11 protein-coding genes and 3 pseudogenes are annotated in these 16,752 nt (G+C 66.5%); 2 read left to right on the forward strand and 12 right to left on the reverse strand.

Translation table 11 applies throughout. From position 1 onward, the window contains the following. Window positions 1-19 precede the first annotated feature (19 nt). Entirely contained in the window at window positions 20-2,110 is a 2,091-nt protein-coding gene (locus OG735_RS01030; RefSeq protein WP_327321238.1) for a S9 family peptidase, read from the forward strand. A 194-nt stretch (window positions 2,111-2,304) separates the two neighbouring features. Here the strand turns inward: OG735_RS01030 and OG735_RS01035 are convergent, their stop codons facing one another. The 11 genes and pseudogenes from OG735_RS01035 to OG735_RS01085 all read right to left on the reverse strand — a co-directional run bounded on the left by OG735_RS01035 (window position 2,305) and on the right by OG735_RS01085 (window position 13,899). Beyond that, window positions 2,305-3,288, reverse strand: a complete 984-nt coding sequence (locus OG735_RS01035) for an ABC transporter ATP-binding protein (protein ID WP_327321239.1) — start codon at window positions 3,286-3,288, stop codon at window positions 2,305-2,307. Then, on the reverse strand, window positions 3,288-4,316 hold the full coding sequence (locus tag OG735_RS01040) for an ABC transporter ATP-binding protein (RefSeq protein WP_327321240.1): 1,029 nt from the start codon (window positions 4,314-4,316) through the stop codon (window positions 3,288-3,290). Before OG735_RS01040 ends, OG735_RS01035 begins: the two co-directional genes overlap by 1 nt. Then, window positions 4,316-5,302, reverse strand: coding sequence for an ABC transporter permease (locus OG735_RS01045; RefSeq protein ID WP_327321241.1), 987 nt, complete (start codon window positions 5,300-5,302; stop codon window positions 4,316-4,318). The genes OG735_RS01040 and OG735_RS01045 overlap by 1 nt, the downstream gene beginning before the upstream one ends. Then, window positions 5,299-6,258 (reverse strand): ABC transporter permease, encoded by a 960-nt coding sequence (locus OG735_RS01050; RefSeq protein ID WP_327321242.1) that lies wholly within the window; start codon window positions 6,256-6,258, stop codon window positions 5,299-5,301. Before OG735_RS01050 ends, OG735_RS01045 begins: the two co-directional genes overlap by 4 nt. A 12-nt stretch (window positions 6,259-6,270) precedes the next feature. After that, complete coding sequence (locus tag OG735_RS01055; RefSeq protein WP_327328170.1) at window positions 6,271-8,007, reverse strand: ABC transporter substrate-binding protein; 1,737 nt, start codon at window positions 8,005-8,007, stop codon at window positions 6,271-6,273. 265 nt (window positions 8,008-8,272) lie between these two features. After that, window positions 8,273-8,971 (reverse strand): GntR family transcriptional regulator, encoded by a 699-nt coding sequence (locus tag OG735_RS01060; RefSeq protein WP_327321243.1) that lies wholly within the window; start codon window positions 8,969-8,971, stop codon window positions 8,273-8,275. 289 nt (window positions 8,972-9,260) lie between these two features. Further along, a pseudogene (locus OG735_RS01065) lies at window positions 9,261-10,007 on the reverse strand (proline racemase family protein). 31 nt (window positions 10,008-10,038) lie between these two features. Continuing rightward, entirely contained in the window at window positions 10,039-10,941 is a 903-nt protein-coding gene (locus OG735_RS01070; RefSeq protein ID WP_327321244.1) for a dihydrodipicolinate synthase family protein, read from the reverse strand. A gap of 80 nt (window positions 10,942-11,021) precedes the next feature. Continuing rightward, window positions 11,022-12,428: pseudogene (locus OG735_RS01075) on the reverse strand (FAD/NAD(P)-dependent oxidoreductase). After that, window positions 12,409-12,723 (reverse strand): (2Fe-2S)-binding protein, encoded by a 315-nt coding sequence (locus OG735_RS01080; protein WP_327321245.1) that lies wholly within the window; start codon window positions 12,721-12,723, stop codon window positions 12,409-12,411. Before OG735_RS01080 ends, OG735_RS01075 begins: the two are co-directional and overlap by 20 nt. Before the next feature lie 14 nt (window positions 12,724-12,737). Beyond that, window positions 12,738-13,899: pseudogene (locus tag OG735_RS01085) on the reverse strand (NAD(P)/FAD-dependent oxidoreductase). Window positions 13,900-14,087: 188 nt separating this feature from the next. Between OG735_RS01085 and OG735_RS01090 the strand changes: the two are divergent. Then, a complete protein-coding gene (locus OG735_RS01090; RefSeq protein ID WP_327321246.1) occupies window positions 14,088-15,914 on the forward strand; it encodes a hypothetical protein in 1,827 nt (608 codons plus the stop codon). A gap of 49 nt (window positions 15,915-15,963) precedes the next feature. Here OG735_RS01090 and OG735_RS01095 read toward each other — a convergent pair whose 3' ends face one another. Beyond that, on the reverse strand, window positions 15,964-16,725 hold the full coding sequence (locus tag OG735_RS01095) for an IclR family transcriptional regulator (RefSeq protein ID WP_327321247.1): 762 nt from the start codon (window positions 16,723-16,725) through the stop codon (window positions 15,964-15,966). Window positions 16,726-16,752: the final 27 nt, after the last annotated feature.

Consider the following 16,752-nt stretch of genomic DNA (forward strand, 5'->3'; position numbering starts at 1 on the left):
TTCTGGCCACCATTCCCTCATGACCATGGACCTTTTCCTCGAGATCTCCGCCCGAACCGGGCGGTTCACCCGCGGTGCGCCGCGAGCCATGTGCTTCGGCGCGGACGGGCGGCTGCTGTGCTTCCTGCGTGCCCGCAACGCCACCGACCCCGTAGAGCAGCTCTGGGCCCTTGATACGTCGACGAATGAGGAACGGCTCATCGCTGAACCCCGCGCTCTGATACCGGGGCTGGACGAACACCCCCGCAGGCTACCCACGGTCGAACGCCAGCTGCGGGAGCGGCTGCGTCTTTGGGCACCGGGCATCGGTTCGTATGCGCTCTGCGGAGACGGCAGCAGCGCCGTGTTCACCCTCGACGGGCGTCTGTTCCGGGCGAGCACCACCCCCCGCTCAGCTCCGGAAGTGGTCGAAGTGCCCGTCGCGGGACCCGCCTTCGACCCACGGCCCACCTTCGACGGGAGCGGCATAGCCTATGTCGCCGACGACGCCTTGCACCTCGCCCCTGGCGGCCGGATCAGCCCTGCGGACGGAGCACGCTGGGGCATCGCGGAGTTCGCCGCCGCCGAGGAGCTGGGCCGTACCCGCGGCCACTGGTGGTCGCCCGACGGGGCGAGCTTGCTCGCTGCACGGGTGGACGAGTCCGCGCTGCCCCGCCGGTACTTCACCGATCCGGCCCATCCCGAACTAGCCTCCGCGGACTTCGCGTATCCGCAGGCCGGCGGCCCCAATGCGGATGTCCAGATGTGGGTGCTCCGGACAGATGCGGAACCGGTACGCCTGGAGTGGGACGCACAGACCTTCCCCTATGTATCGGACGCCGCGTGGGCATCTCCTGACGAAATACTGCTCACTGTCCAGGACCGACTGCAGCAACAGGTGCACCTTCTCTCCGCCGATCCCGCCTCCGGCCGCAGCCGCACGCTGTCCCGGACCACACATCCGCTCTGGGTGGATCCGGTTCCTGGCACGCCCTCACGACTGCCGGACGGACGACTGCTCACGGCCAAGAACTCTCCCGGGGACACGACGAGGTCACTTGCAATCGACGGGCGGCTGCTCACCAGAGAGGGGCTTCAGGTGCGGCGGTTCGCCGGTATGCACGACGGCCAACTGCTTGTCGAGGCAGGCGATGGCCATCCCGCTCACCAGCACGTGCTGCTGGTCGACCCCGACAGCGGAACGGTCCGCCCACTGTCCCGTGGTCCCGGCGTGCACTCCGTCCTCGCCTCAGGCGGAACCGTATTGCTGACATCAGCGGGTCCGGACACAGTACGCCGGACCGTACTCACCGCGGACGGCGGCTCCTTCCGGCTGCGGGACCGGTCGGTTCCCCTGCCGTACCGCGTGTCACCTCTGCTCTCGCAGGTGACCGAACATGGTGTGCCGGCAGCTGTCGTCTTTCCCCGATCCCATGTGACGGGACAGCGCCTGCCCGTGCTCCTCGACGTGTACGGCGGGCCTCTTGGTCAGGCCGTGGCGAGCGAGCCACACCGGTGGCAGCACCGCCAATGGTGGGCAGATCAGGGCTTCGCCGTCGTCACCGTGGACAATCGCGGCACGCCCTACGTTTCACCCGCCTTCACCCACGCGGTTCACCGTGGGTTCTCCGCGGTGACGCTGGAGGACCAGGTGGCGGCACTCCGCGCGCTCGCCGCGAAGCATGCGGACCTCGATCTGAACCGAGTGGGCGTGCGCGGCTGGTCGTACGGGGGCTACCTGGCCGCACTCGCCGTACTGCGCCGCCCGGACGTATTCCACGCGGGCGTGGCAGGCGCGCCGCCCACCGATTTCCGGCACTACGACACCGCCTACACCGAGCGCTATCTCGGGCTGCCTCAGGACAATCCCGCCGGCTACGAGGAGGATTGCCTGCTACGCGACGCGCACCTGCTTGACCGTCCGTTGTTGCTGATCCATGGGCTAGCGGATGACAATGTTCATCCTTCACACAGCCTGAGGCTGTCGCAAGCGCTCACCGAGGCCGGCCGACCCCACCAATTCCTCGCCCTCCCCGGAGTCAGTCACATGACCCCGGACGGCACGGCCGAACGGCTGGCCGTTCTCGAACTCGATTTCATTCGAGGCGCGCTGCGCATGTCATCAGAGTGAGCCGTTGATCCGGCTGCCAGGAGTCATCGCTCGTCGGCCGTAAAGGCCACAACCCGTGGTCAGGGACAAGGCGGCAGCACCGGATCGCCGGCGCTGCCGCCTTCCGGTCGGCACATCAGTTGCGCTGAGGCAACTTGGACAGGGGCCCCTGTCGGGCTCCGGCGTCCACCGCCGTCGAGGTAGTGAACCAAGGGTCAGTCGCCAGGAAAGTGACAGGCGACCTGTCGAGATTCCCCCGGACTCACGATGCGCAGGAATGGCCGTTCGGCCCGGCAGATGTCCTGCGCCTTGGGACACCGAGGATGGAAGGCGCATCCCGGCGGCGGGGCGGCGGGACTGGGCGGGTCACCCATCAGCGTGATCCGTTCGCGCATGCGCTCGCCCGCCGGGTCGGGCACCGGGACGGCCGACAGAAGTGCCCTGGTGTAGGGGTGCGCCGCGTCCCCGTACAGTTCGTGCTTGTCGCCGATCTCGACGATCCGCCCGAGGTACATCACCGCGACCCGGTCGCACACCCGCTTGACCACTGCCAGGTCGTGCGCGATGAAAACATAAGCCAGTCCCAGCTCCTTTCGGAGCTTCTCCATCAGATTGACGATCTGCGCCTGGACCGACACATCGAGGGCGGAGACCGGCTCATCGGCAATCACGAGCCGCGGGCTGGTCGCCAGCGACCGCGCGATCCCGATGCGCTGAGCCTGCCCGCCCGAGAACTCGTGCGGATAGCGGTCCCTGTGCTCGGGGATCAGGCCCACCAGTTCCATCAGCTCCACGGCTTTGCGCCGGGCATCGCTCTCGGACCAGCCCTGGACAAGCAACGGGTCGGCGATGATCCGGCTCACTGCCTGGCGGGGATTGAGAGAGGAGTGAGGGTCTTGAAACACCATCTGGAGGTGCTTGCGAAGCGGCCGCATCTCGCTCGGGGGAAGATGGCTGATGTCCTTGCCCTCGAAAACAACCGAACCGGCGGTGGGTTCGAGCAGGCGAACGATCATCCGCCCGGTGGTGGACTTCCCACAGCCCGATTCTCCGACGAGGCCTAGAGTCTCACCCCGCGACACGTCGAAGTCGATGCCGTCGACGGCCTTGATGGGCGCGCCCTTGCGGCCCGTGCGGCCGCGGCGGCCAGGGAAGGCCATGGTGAGGTTGCGCACGGACAGCAATTCTTTCTCGGTCATCACGCATCCTCCGTCGCTATAACCCGCTGTGCCGTCCGCCGGCCCGGTGGAACGAAATGGCAGGCCGATGTCTGGCTGGTGCCGGCGACTGAAGCGAATGCGGGGCGTTCGATACGGCAGCGCTCCCGCTCCGTCTCCGTCGCCGCCGCCGCACGCGCACAGCGCGGCTCGAACGCACAACCTGCGGTCGCGGTCAGCAACGAGGGAGGGGTGCCTGGAATGGACCTCAGCGGCTCGTCGTCGGCGTCGTCGAGACGAGGAAGAGAGTCCAGCAATCCGCGTGTGTAGGGATGTGCGGGCCTGGCGAACAGGGTGTGCACCGGTGCCTGTTCGGCTGCCCGGCCGCCGTACATCACGAGGACCTCGTGGGCGACGCGGGCGACCACCCCCAGATCGTGGGTGATCATGATGACCCCGAGGCCGCGTTGCACCTGGAGCCGAGCGATGAGTTCCAGGATCTGTGCCTGGACGGTCACGTCCAGCGCGGTCGTGGGTTCATCGGCGATGAGCAGTTCGGGCTCGCAGGCAAGCGCCATGGCGATCATGGCGCGCTGCCGCATACCGCCGGAGAATTGATGTGGGTAGTCCCTCGCTCGGCGGGCCGGTTCCGGGATGCCCACCTCCCCGAGCATGTCGACCGCCCTGCGGCGTGCTTCAGCCCTGCGGCAGCGGAGGTGGACACGGACGTGCTCGGCGACCTGTTCGCCGATCGTGTAGCAGGGATGGAGGCTGGACAGCGGGTCCTGGAAGATCATCGCCATTCGGCGGCCACGAAGGCGGGCCAGTCTCGCCTCGCGCATGCCGATGAGTTCCGTGCCGTCCAGGACGATGGAGCCGGTCACCTGAGCGCCGCGGTGAAGCCCCATGACGGCAAGCGATGTCACGGACTTCCCCGAGCCGGATTCTCCGACGATACCGAGGGTGCGGCCGGCCTCCACGGTGAAGCCGAGGGAGTCGACGACCCGGGCGGGCCCGTCATTCGTGTTGAACGTGACCTGCAGGTCCCGCACTTCGAGCAGCGGAGCCATCAGTACCTCACTCTCGGATCGACGACGGCGTACAGCAGGTCGACGGCAAGGTTGGCCATCACGATGAAGAAAGCGGCGAAGAGTGTGACACCGAGGACGACTGGCTGATTGGAGGAGCCCAGCGCTTCGTAGAAGAGCTTGCCTACACCCGGCAGATTGAAAAGCGACTCGGTGATCACCGCTCCAGCAAGCAGTCCGCCGAGGTCCATCCCGAAGATGGTCAGGATGGGGGTCAATCCGGAGCGCAGACCGTGCTTCACGACAACGGTACGTTCTGGCATGCCCTTGGCGCGGGCGGTGCGGATGTATGGTTCGGCCATCGCCTCGATCATCGAACCGCGGCTCTGCCTGGCATACATGGCCGCGAACACCAGCGCGAGTGCGATCCACGGCAGGAGGAGACTCGAGGCCCATCCGCTTGGGTCGTCGGTGAGCGCGTGGTATTCGGGGTAGTTCAGTAGGCCGGCAACCTTGATCACGCCGTGGATGAGCATCACAGCAGTGAAGTAGATGGGCAGCGAGCCGGCGGCCACCGCACCGACCATCAGCGTCCTGTCGGTGAGTGTGTCCTTGCGCAGAGCGGCGACGACTCCGGCGGAGAGACCGATGATCAGCCACAACGCCGCCGCGCCGAACGCCAAGGAGGCGGAGACCGGAAGGCGTTCGAGGAGCACATCCCATACGGGCTGGCTGGTCTCGTACGAGTAGCCGAAGCAGGGGAAGTCGCAGACCACTGCGTACTGACCGGTGCCGACGGTCCGCCCGGTGAATATGCCTGTGAGGAAGTCGGTGAACTGCCGCCACAGAGGTTGGTCCAGGCCCAGGTGGATGCGAACCGCCTCCAGACGTTCCGGGCTGCAGGTCTTTCCGCAGGCCGAGACTGCAGGGTCGGCGGGCATCACATGGAAGATGACGAAGGAGACGGCCGCGATAGCGAACAGGACGCACGCCGCTGCGACCAATCTGCGGGCGAGATAGACGATCATGTGCGCCCGCCCCTCGGGTCGAGGACGTCCCTCAATGCGTCCCCCAGCAAGGTGAAGGCGAGAACGGCGAGGAAGAGGAATGTGCTGGGTATGACGAAGTACATCGGATCTGTGTCGTAGTACTTCACGCTCTCGGCGATCATCTGGCCCCAGGAGGCGGTCGGAGGCCTGACCCCCACGCCCAGATAGCTCAGGGCAGCCTCGGTGCTGATCATCCCTGGGATCATCAAAGTGGTGTAGGCGATGACTGGCCCCGAGACTCCCGGGAGGATGTCGCGACGAAGGATGCGCCAGGGGCCCGAGCCGCCGACGCGAGCGGCGTCGACATACTCCCGGTGTTTGAGCGAGAGGGTCTGGCCACGGACCACCCGTGCGATGCCGGGCCAGCCGAAGAGTCCGATGATGGCAGTCATCAGCAGGATCCGGTTGACGTCCTTTGCCACAGACATCATTGCGATCATGAAGATCAGTGAGGGGAAGGACATCGTGAGGTCCATCAGCCGGCTGAGCACCGCGTCGGTGAGGCCACCGAAGTAGCCGGCGGCGATGCCTGAGGCGGTGCCCACCACCACCACGACGGCGGTCGCGACGAAGGCGATGAGGAGGGAGACCTGGGAGCCGTGTACGACGCGGGCGAACAGATCACGTCCCGTGCCGGGTTCGACTCCGAGCCAGTGTTCAGAGCTGATCCCGCCGAAGGGCCCAAGCGGCAGACCGCCGAGGTAGGGGTCGATGGCCGTCTTGTCAAAAGTGTCGGGTGACCAGCCGCACACCGCGCTCAGCAACGGAGCGGTGGCGGCCATGAGGACCAGTAGACCGACGGCGGCCAAGCTGATCTGTACGGAGGGACGGCGCCGCACTTCTCGCCGGGCGAGCTGCCAAGGGCTGCTGCCCGGGGGAACGCCGACCGGCCCGGCTGCTGAGGAAACGGTCGTCGGAACGACGGATGTCGTCATGAGCGCCGGCCCTCAGCCGGTCTGCTTCGAGCGGTCCTTGAGACCGATCGTCCCGAAGTCGAGTCCACCCCAGATGGGGTGGCCGACGGCGCCGGCGATGTTGCTGCCCACGAGCAGAGACGATCGGCGTGTGGTCAGAGGAACGGCCGGGGACTTGGCGAGGATCTCCGCGTCGAGCCCTATCCACGCCTTGGCCGCCTTCTGGGCGTCGGCCATGGCACTGATCTCGTCGATCCGATCGTTGGTTGCCTTGTCGTCAAACTGCGAGAAGTTGCTGATGTTGCCGGTTTCTTTGATCGCGCTGCCGCCGAACACGGGGGGAAGCATGGTGGACCCGGAGGGGTAGTCAGGGCAGAAGCCGGCGAAGAGCATCTCCGGCGCTGTCCTGGTGTTGCCGACGGCCCCGTAGTAGCCGTCGTCGGAGACCGGGTCGATGGTGACCTTGACCCCGGCCTTGGCGAGACTGTTCTGCAGGGCAACGGCCATGGCCTTGCTGCTCTCAGCAACAGTGATCTTGACGGCGAGGCCGTCCTTCTTTCCTGCTGCGGCGAGGAGATCCTTGGCCTTCTGAGCGTCGCCCGACGGGGGGATCTTCAGGGGGTCCTGCGGTGTACCACCGGTCAGGGCGGCAGGCAGGTAGGAAGTGGCGGTCTCGCTGAGAGCCGGTCCGCCGTCGGCAGTTACCAGTGCTTCCTTGTCGACGGCCCATTGCATGGCCTGCCGGACCTTCGGGTCGTTGAAAGGTGCCCGGGAGGTGTTGAGGGCAAGCATTCTGACGCAGGCGCCCTTCTCGGACACCAGCCGCTTCGCCGCATCGGCGTTGCCAAGTACCTTGGACACGCTCGCGGGGTCCACGCCTCCTCCGGGGACGGCAGATGCGTCGGCGCCGCTGCTCGCCAGCATCCGGTCGTCGATCTGGGAGCGTTCGCCACCCATCACAACGACGATCTTCTCGGGATACGCCTTGCGGACCGAATCGGTCTCGGCGGCCCAGTGCTCATTGCGCACGAGAACGAGCCTCTTCTTGCGCTCGTATGACTGGACCTTGTACGGACCGGAGGAGAAGGGATGTTCGTCGTACTTCGCTCCGGCCTCCTTATTCTGGGGCACCGGAGCGAACGTCGGAAGTGTGGTCGTGTAGGCGAAATCCGCCACAGGCCGGTTCAGTTCGAAGATGACCGTGCGAGCGTCCGGGGTTTTGATCGAGTCGAGGTGCTTGCCGTTCAGAGGGCCGGTATAGCCCTTGGTGCCGGCGAGGTAGCGCACGGCGTAGTCGGCACCACCACTGAGTTCGCTCGAGAAAGATCGCTCGACGCCGTACTTGATGTCCTGGGCAGTGACGGGCGTGCCGTCCTCGTACTTCACGCCCTCCCTCAGAGTGAACTTCCAGGTCCTGCCGCCATTGCTCGGTGTGCCGAGATCGGTGGCGAGATCGGGGACGATCTCACTGCCGGACTTACCGGGCTCAGCCTTGAAGGTGACGAGTGTGCGGTAGAGCGTGCGGATACCGAAGCCCATATCCGGCATGATCCAATTGCGGGTCGGATCAAGGTGAACGTAATCGGCGTGGGACAGCACGGTCAGGGTGCCGCCCTTAACGGGCGTACCACCAACGACCCTTCCCTCATTGGCCGTGGCCGGATTCTTCCCACCCGTTTCAGTCGACCTTCCCGGCGAGGAACAGCCAGAAGCGCCGACTCCGAGAGCGGCCACCGCGGCTGCGATGGCGAGTTGCATGCGTTTGTTCATGTGAGTACTCCAGCGGGCTAGTAGTGGCGAACCGAGGGTAAGAGTGAGTGCCACATAGCATAGTAATGTGACATTGTACTGCAAGCACTTCATTCACCCGTTATGGAAACGTGACTACGCCCTGATGCTTACCACGCACTCCGGAGGCCTGACGCGCGTCGGTCAAGGCATGCGCGTTCATCTCCGTGAGCGCGGGCTCCGTCGTCAGTGCATGCCTGAGCGGCACGCAGACTCGCCGGCGTGCCGCATCGACCCATCCGGCGACCTATCGCCTACCCAGCACCGCCCTGGGTCGGGGCTCCTCGCCCTTCGCCCACAGCGAGCGAACGTGTCCCAGGTGGCGGGTCATGCAGTCCTCAGCGGACTGTCGACTGCCGGCCACCATGAGGTCGAGCAGCTCAATGTGCTCGTGCGCCGAAGAGATGAGCCGCCCCTGCTCATCGAGCCCACTGAGCCCGTACAGCCGGGAGCGCTTGCGGAGATCCTCCACGGTCTCGACCAGCCGTTGATTCTTGGCCAGACCGAGGAGGGCAAGGTGGAAACGCCGGTCCGCGTCGAGATAGCCGATGAGGTTGTGCTCGCGCGCGTGGGTCACGATCTCCTCCGCGAGCGGCCGCAGTTTCTCGAGCTCCTCGCGGGTGGCCGTCTCGGTGATGCGTCCAACCGTCGGAACCTCGATCAGTGCCCGCAGTTCGGTGTACTGATCGAGGTCCCGCTCACTGAACTCGGTGATCCGGAAGCCCTTGTTGCGCACAGGTTCGACCAGACCCTCGCGGGCGAGATCCAGCATCGCCTCACGCACTGGCGTGGCCGAGATCCCGAAATCAGCTGCGAGCCCTGGTGCCGAATAGACATTGCCGGGCCGCAGCTCACCGGCGACCAGAGCAGCGCGCAGGGCATATGCCACCTGGTCGCGCAGCCGCTCCTGGGTCGTGATCAGGTGGTGACGCTTCAGCTGTCCCATTGCCATGCCTCCGAAAAAGTTCCCGCTCCCAGTGCATACTATGTCACGTTGCGCGATGAGGCTGACGTCGTGCAAGGAAGTGACGGATGGAGCGCAAGACACGCTCGACCAGGTGCGTTGCCGGACTCGCACGTGTTCATGTGAGTGCGGACTGCTTTCTCCCAACATCCGTCTGCCTGTGAGTCGCGGCCCAGGAGCGCACACAAACGCCCGCCACCGCACAAAGACTGTGGCGGTCACCCAGGCCCTTCGGTTCACGCCGACAGCGTACTGATCGTTTCCTACCCCGTCACAGCAGGAATCCTGCGGGGAAGGGGTCCGACGGATCCAGGAAGTACTGCGCGGTTCCCGTGATCCACGCGCGGCCTGTCACCGTGGGAACCACGGCGGACAGGCCGCCGACGGGGTCTCCTCGACGAGCAGTCCCGTGAATTGCGCTCCGATGAAGGACTCATTGACGACGTCCTTGCCGATGGGCAGTTCGCCTCTGGCATGCAGCACAGCCATGCGGGCGCTGGTACCGGTCCCGCAGGGTGAGCGGTCGAACCAACCAGGGTGGATGGCCATCGCGTGGCGGGAACGGGTGGCGTCCGAGCATGGAGCGACGAGGTAACGTGGCGGCCTTCGCCACGCCGTTCTCGACCTGCACGTCCACGCACACGAGGCCCACCGACGTGTCGAGCCTGACCGTGGTGACCGGCTGGGTGACCAGCGCCCTTCCGCGGTCGACGAGAACTGTGGCCACGCCGATCGTCCCGTGCCCGCACATCGGCACCAACCCGGAAACCTCTATGTACAGCACCCCGTGGTCGGCATCCGGGCCGCGTGGGCGGCTGAAGGATGGCACCACTCATGGCTGACGGCCGCGCGGATCGTACATCAGCAGCGTGCGTGCCTGGTCGAGATGCTCGATGAAGTGCTGCCTGCGTTAAGCCAAGGTGGCACCGGGGATGACGCCGAATCCATCGGTGATCACCCGCGTGCGCATACCTTCGGTGCGCGAGTCCACCGCACGGTAGATGCGGGAAGTTCGCATGGATTCCCCTTCCCTGTGGGCTTCCGATCTCCTACCGCAGACCTTCGGCCAGGGCCTTCTCCGTGGCGGCGCGGACAGCGGACCGTTGCTCCTCCGACTGGGGGAAGCGCGGCGGCCGGGTCGGGCCACCGGGGCGCCCGACGATGTCCATGGAGTACTTGATCGCCTGGACGAACTCGGTCCGCGAGTCCCAGCGCAACAGGGAGTGGAGCGACTTGTAGAGCGGCAGGGCTTTTTCCAGGTCCCCGCTCATAGCAGCGTCGTAGAGCGTCGCACAGGTGGCGGGAAGCGCGTTGGGATACCCGGCGATCCAGCCCACCGCGCCCGCCAGCGCGAGTTCGAGCAGGACGTCGTCCGCTCCGACCAGAAGGTCGAGCCCGGGTGCGAGTTCGGCGATCTCGTGCGCCCGGCGGACGTCGCCGCTGAACTCCTTCACCGCGACGATGCTGCCGTCGTTGTAGAGGCGTGCCAGGAGAGGGGGGGTGAGGTCGACCTTGGTGTCGATGGGGTTGTTGTAGGCGACGACGGGCAGCCCTACGCGCGCCACCTCGGCATAGTGGGCGGCGACGGCGTCATCCTCGGCCCGGAAGGCGTTGGGTGGAAGAAGGAGGACCGAGCCGGCGCCGGCTTGCGCTGCCTGCTCGGCCCAGTGGCGGGACTCGGCGCTGCCGTAGGCGCCCACGCCGGGCATCACCCGTTCCCCGTCGCCTGCTGCCTCGACCGCTGTGATGACGACACGGGCGCGTTCGTCGTCGGTGAGGGTCTGATACTCACCGAGCGACCCGTTGGGCACTACGCCGTCACAGCCGTTGTCGATCAGCCAGGCGACATGCTCGGCGTAGGCGTCGTAGTCGATGCTCAGCCCGTCGCGCATCGGCAGAGTGGTGGCGACCATGATGCCACGCCAGGGACGAGTACGGGGGGAAACACTCATCATCAACTCCCTTGTGAGGTGTGACATTTTATATCGCCTCTGCCACGGAATACAACCACGCCTGCACGCGCCCCGGCTGTTCAGTCGGTCAGAAGCTGAGACAGGTGTCCGAGGCGCACCGGACACGACAGCGGACGCCTCTCTTCCGCCGGCTCTTGCCCGGCCAGGGCGGCAACAGCGTGCGCACACATCCGCCCCTGACACCAGCCCATGCCTGCTCGTGTCAGAAGCTTTACGCTGCGGGCATCCCTGGCGCCGAGCACCGTGACGGCCTGACGGACACGACCGGCCGATACCTCTTCGCACCGGCAGACGTCGGTGGCGTCATCCATCCAATGGGTCCACCCGGGACCCGGCCGATGAACGGCCGCCATTGCGTCGGTGAATGCCCTCAGCCGTTCCCTTCGCCGTACGAGAGCGGGATGGTGGCCACGATGGGGAGCCACTCGCAGCTCATGGGCCACGGAATGGGCCGCCAGCTCTCCCTCGGCCAGAGCCAGGGTGGCCCCACCTACGCCTCCGTTCTCCCCCGCGGCCCACACCCTTGACTCCGACGTACGCCCGTCCTCGTCGAGGTCGAGAGCGAGCGTCGCGTCCGCGGCGCGGCGTGTGGCACAGCCGAGCCCTATGGCCAATTCCAGTTGCGGGACCAGACCATGCCCGACAGCGAGCGCATCGCAGGAAAGAGTGCGCTCGGTGCCGGAGACGGGGCGCCAGTCGCGGTCCAGTCGTGCGAGAGTGACGGACTCGACGCGGTCCTCGCCCTCTGCTCGCACGACGGCATGGCGGCTCAGCAAGCGCACCGAGTGCCGCAGCATGCTCGTGCCGTGCACGACGCCCTCGACGAGCTTGCCAGGGTTGCGCAGAAGCGAGGACAGCTGCCGGGCGTACCCGGTGTAGGAGGCCGCTTCCACCACGACCGGCACCCGCGCGCCCGCGGAGGCGAGAGAACCTGCGACAGCGAGGAGCAGCGGGCACGCTGCCCGCCACGACGATCCGCTTCCCGGGCAGCACCAGACTCGACTTCAGCATCGCCTGTGCGCCCCCCGCGCCGACGACGCCGGGCAAGGTCCAGCCCGTGAAAGGCAGTTGACGCTCGTGCGCACCGGTGGCGAGCAATACCGCGTGCGCACGGACGATCGCTTGAGCCTCGTCTGCTCCGACGACGGCATGCAGCTGCCAGTAGGGACCGCCGCTCCCACGCACGATCGCCCACACATGGCATTCCGGCAGGTACCTGATGGCACCGGTCTGCCGATGCATTTCGAGGCGTTGGCTGCGCCCACGAAGTCTGGCCAGCCGCGGTGCAGCGCTTCCGGCCTGGTAGCGCCCAGTCCGGGTGCGGGATGGCGATAGTACTGCCCGCCGGGCCGCTCCCTCGCATCGATCAGCACCACACGAAGGCCCAGGTCGGCTGCCGTCACGGCAGCCGCGAGGCCGGCAGGTCCCGCCCCTACGACAGCAAGCTCACACGCTGAGGTCCCCACGGCCGGTGCCCTCCTGAGTCGTGATCAGATCTCCGGGCCGGGCGGGTACCAGACAGGCCCGCTGTCCGGGGAGGCCGTTGATGGTGGCCAGGCAGTCAAAGCAGGCGCCGACACCGCAGAAAGCGCCACGGGGACTGCCGCCATGTCGAGTCGTGCGCCAGGCAAGGATGCCGGCGGACCAAAGAGCGGCGGCGACGCTCTGCCCGGGCAACGCGGTGAGAGGCCGCCCGTCGAGGAAAATCTCGAACGGGCGCTCGGGCTGCGCCCGAACCAGGGAAGTGGGGGTTGTGGCCACTGTGTTCTCCTCTCCTACTCGAATCGATCAGGTTGGAACTGCTTCAGTTCCAGGACGGGCGGTTCGCCCCGCAGCACGGCGGCGATGAGCATTCCAGTGGCCGGCGCAAGACCGATGCCTGCTCCCTCGTGCCCGCACGCGTGGTGAAGTCCGGGCACACGAGGATCGGGGCCTACCGCAGGGAGGTGATCGGGGAGGTACGGCCGGAAGCCGTGATAGGCGCGCAGTACCCGTACGTTCGACAGGACGGGAAAGAGTGCCAACGCTTGCCCGGCGAGGCGGCGCAGCGCCTCGGTGGACAGCGACCGGTCGAAACCGACGCGCTCGCGGCTAGCGCCGATGAGGACAGGCCCTGCGGGGGTGCCCTCCACCACGGCGGACGACTGAAGAGTCGCTGAGTCACTGGCGACATCGGAGGTGTAGTCGGCAGCGTAGACCTTGTGTCGAACGACCCTCGGCAGCGGCTCCGTGACCAGGACGAATCCGCGGCGCGGCATCATGGGCAACGATGCGCCGGCCATGGCGGCCACCTCGCCGCTCCACGTCCCTGCCGCGTTGACCACCGCAGGGGCGAGGAAGTCGCCTCGGGTCGTACGAACGCCCCGGACATCGCAGGACGGGCCGCGCAGGACGTCCACGACCTCCGCCCCCAGATGTACCGTGGCACCGAGAGCCCTCGCCGTGCTCAGCAGATGGGCGGCGGCGAGGGCGGGCTGGACCTGGGCGTCCTGCGGATAGTGGAATCCTCCCGCGAGTCCGTGTGTCAGGTGTGGTCAAGCTCCCGGAGGCGGTCGGCCGCGATCTCGTACGCCTCGACGCCCGCCCGGAGCTGCCCCTGCACGAAAGTGCGCAGGCGCTCCAGGGCCCGCTCGTCGGGTGCGACGACGAGACCGCCTTTGGGTTCGTACTCAATCTTTTGACGGGAGGAGCTCCGCGAGCTCTCGCCAGAGGCGAATGGACAGCAACGCGAGATCGAGCTCCGCCCCTGGCTCCTTGTCGGAGACGAGCAGATTGCCTTCGCCCGCGCCGGTGGTGCCGCCCGCCACCGGACCGCTGTCAACCCACGGCGACTTTGAGGCCTGCGCAGCTCGTGTAATACGCGCAGCTCGCACCGACGATGCCGGCCCCGACGATGACAGCGTCCAGCGTGGATTCCTTGGACCTGGATAATAACATGTCACATTTTATCTGCAAGCCCAGCACCGTCGAGCGCCGAGCAGTAAAGAGTCGACTAAACGGCTATCCTAAACATCTTTCACCATGCCTGAACACTGTATCCTCTCTTCAATCCTGGCGCCCGGCCCACCGGTCACGTTTATCCCGGGTTTGCGGGCGTCGCTCACCTCAAGGCATGAAGGCGGATCATGGTCGCGATCCGACAGGGCGAGCATCCGCCCGTCGAACTTCCCGCAGCCGACGCGAAACTCGCGGAAACCGTGCGCCTGGACATCGAGGGTGTGCTCCCGATGTCCGCCACCGGCCGCGAGCGGGCCACTGGCACCGCCGGCCAGGCGTCGTTCGCGGAGTTGAACAGACGGCACAAGCTCGCGGTATTGACCTACGCCCGGATGCACTGCCGGGAGGAACACGATGCCGAGGAGCTCGCGTGCGAGGCAATGGCCCGGAGCGCGACCCGCGCCCCTGCCGCCGAGGAGCATCCGGTGTGGCGCATCGGGGTGCTCAGGGCGGTGCAGGATGTGGCGGGCGAGTGGCTCGGCCTGCCCGGTCGTGACAAGCTCGATCCCGGATTCGGAGACTGGGTGAGGCACTGCCGTGGGTTCGATCCGTATCGCGTCAAAGCCGCGAACGAGGAAACCCTTGCCCTGGCGACATTTCAGAGTGTGTCCAAGAAGACGCAGAGTGTCTTGTGGCACGTCGGTGTGGAAGGCGAATCCACCGAGACGGCCGCGGTGCTTCTGGGGACCACTTCATCGGCGGGCATGTTGGCCTCCCCCGCATGGCTGGCCTTTCGCGAGGCATGCCTGCGGGAACACCGACACCGGACATTGGACCTTGAGTGCCCTCGCTACGCGGGCCTGCTCTCGGCGACGATCCGCAGGCCCGGCGTCTCCCGACCCGTCGACTATGAAAGGCATGTGCTGTCGTGTTTGCACTGCACATGGGTCCTTCGCCTGCTCACTGACAAGGAGCGCACACTGCGGACCGTGCTCCCTGTTGCGCTGATCGGCTGGCGAGCCGCGGACTATGTGACGGCCCGTAGAACAGCGTTGGCCGCACAGCACGTTCGCCCACCCGCATGGCATAGCGGATCGAAAAGATGGCGCATACGACTCGCCGTTTTCGCGTGCGGGGTGATGGCCACCACAGCCGTGTGGCTCGTCGCCAAGGACAACCTCCCGCACGAGCAAAGCGCGAGTACCACCGGCGACCGAGAGTCGGCCCGAAGTCACTCTGCTGCACTGGACGAGTCCCGAACCGACCGCGTGCCTTCGCCACCACCGACCATCTCGCCCAACGCCCCCCGCACACCCCTATTTCCGAGCGGTACCCGTTACGCCGCAGCGGCGACCCCGGCAAGCCGACACGATGCGTCGGCTTCCACCACGACGTCACCGCAGCCTCAAGGCTCGCCCTGCTTCTCTGGCTTCGACGCCGGGCACGGAGCTCTGACAAGCAGCCTGGATGAGACCAACATCCCTCAGTCGGTTAAGGGCTTCACCCATGCGTTCGGTGCAGGATGGAGTGTTGACAATTCACAGATGCCGCAGAACGGCGTCCGTGAATGGCGCGGCTGGACTCTCACCACGATGGCCTTCTGGGCGCGAGCGGGAGCGGATCAAGGGCGCGAGGATTTCTCACTCTCCAGCGGGGTTCTGGCCGTGGCGGACCCCGACGAGTGGGACGACCTGGGGAGTCCGTCGGACACCACCACCTTCGACTCCACTCTGGTTTCGCCGCAGTGCGCCGTCGGTGCGGCGAAGGCGATGACGATCGAATTCGTCACGCACTACGCGCAGGACGGCGACCAGCGCGGGGACCTGATCATTTCCTTTGACGGAGGCCCGGACCGGGTGCTCAAGACCTTCAGTGTCGACGTCGTCAACAGCCACGACAGCTTTGTCACGGCGGTGCCTGCCGGAGCCAAGACCGCGCGCGTGAAGTTCCGGCTGCGAAATGCGGGCAACAACTGGTACTGGGCCGTGGACAACGTTCGCGTCGGCAGGGTCTGACGCTGCCCGTCCGCATCAGGGGGGCGCGCGATGACCATCCGGAGATGGCTCATCGCCTGCCACTGCACGAGCCCAATTCGCGTGAGAGGAGGCGGGCGATCTCCCGCACCTCCTCCGCTAGATCCTGCCGCACAGCCTTTCTCAGCAAGCGCTCCACCGGACCGACGATGCCGATAGCCCCGACGACCTCACCTCCCCTGTCGAAGACCGGTGCAGCAATGCCGCCCTCCCCTCGGAACGTTTCCTGGTCTTCCAGCGCGTAACCGGTCAGCCGGACCTGCTCCAACTGAGCGCGGAGCTCGGCGGCGTCAGAAACACTGAACTCGGTGAGCGTGGCAAGTTCACCCTCGAGTAGCCGCTCCCTGTCCCCTTCGGCCAAGAAAGCGACCACGGCCTTGCCCAGGGCCGCGGTGCTCCAGGGCAGGATCTCTCCCATCTCCGGTATCCGCGACCCTCCTTCGGTCCTGGGGGCGTGGTGCACGACGAGTAGGCGAACACCCGTCAGCGCGCCGACCCAGACCGCCTCCCCGGTGCGTGCTGCCAGCAGCACCGTCCAAACGAGCGATCGGCTCCGCAGCTCCTGGGAATTGAGGTACGCGTGGCCCAGCACAAGCATTTCAGGGCCGAGCTGGTACTTGGCGCTCTTGCGGTGCTGCATGACCATCCCCTCTGCCTCCAGGGTGCGCAGCAGCGCGTGAGCGGTCCCTTTGGCGATACCCAGGCGGTCGGCAATGTCAGTCACCCCGAGGCGGGAGTCCGCCTCGGCGAGCACCCTGAGGAGTCGAGCAGCCCTTTGCGCGGCTCGCACCATGTGAACTCCTTGATCAAGTCTGATTCG

It is taken from the genome of Streptomyces sp. NBC_01210 (genome assembly GCF_036010325.1).
In the GTDB taxonomy this organism is placed as follows: domain Bacteria; phylum Actinomycetota; class Actinomycetes; order Streptomycetales; family Streptomycetaceae; genus Streptomyces.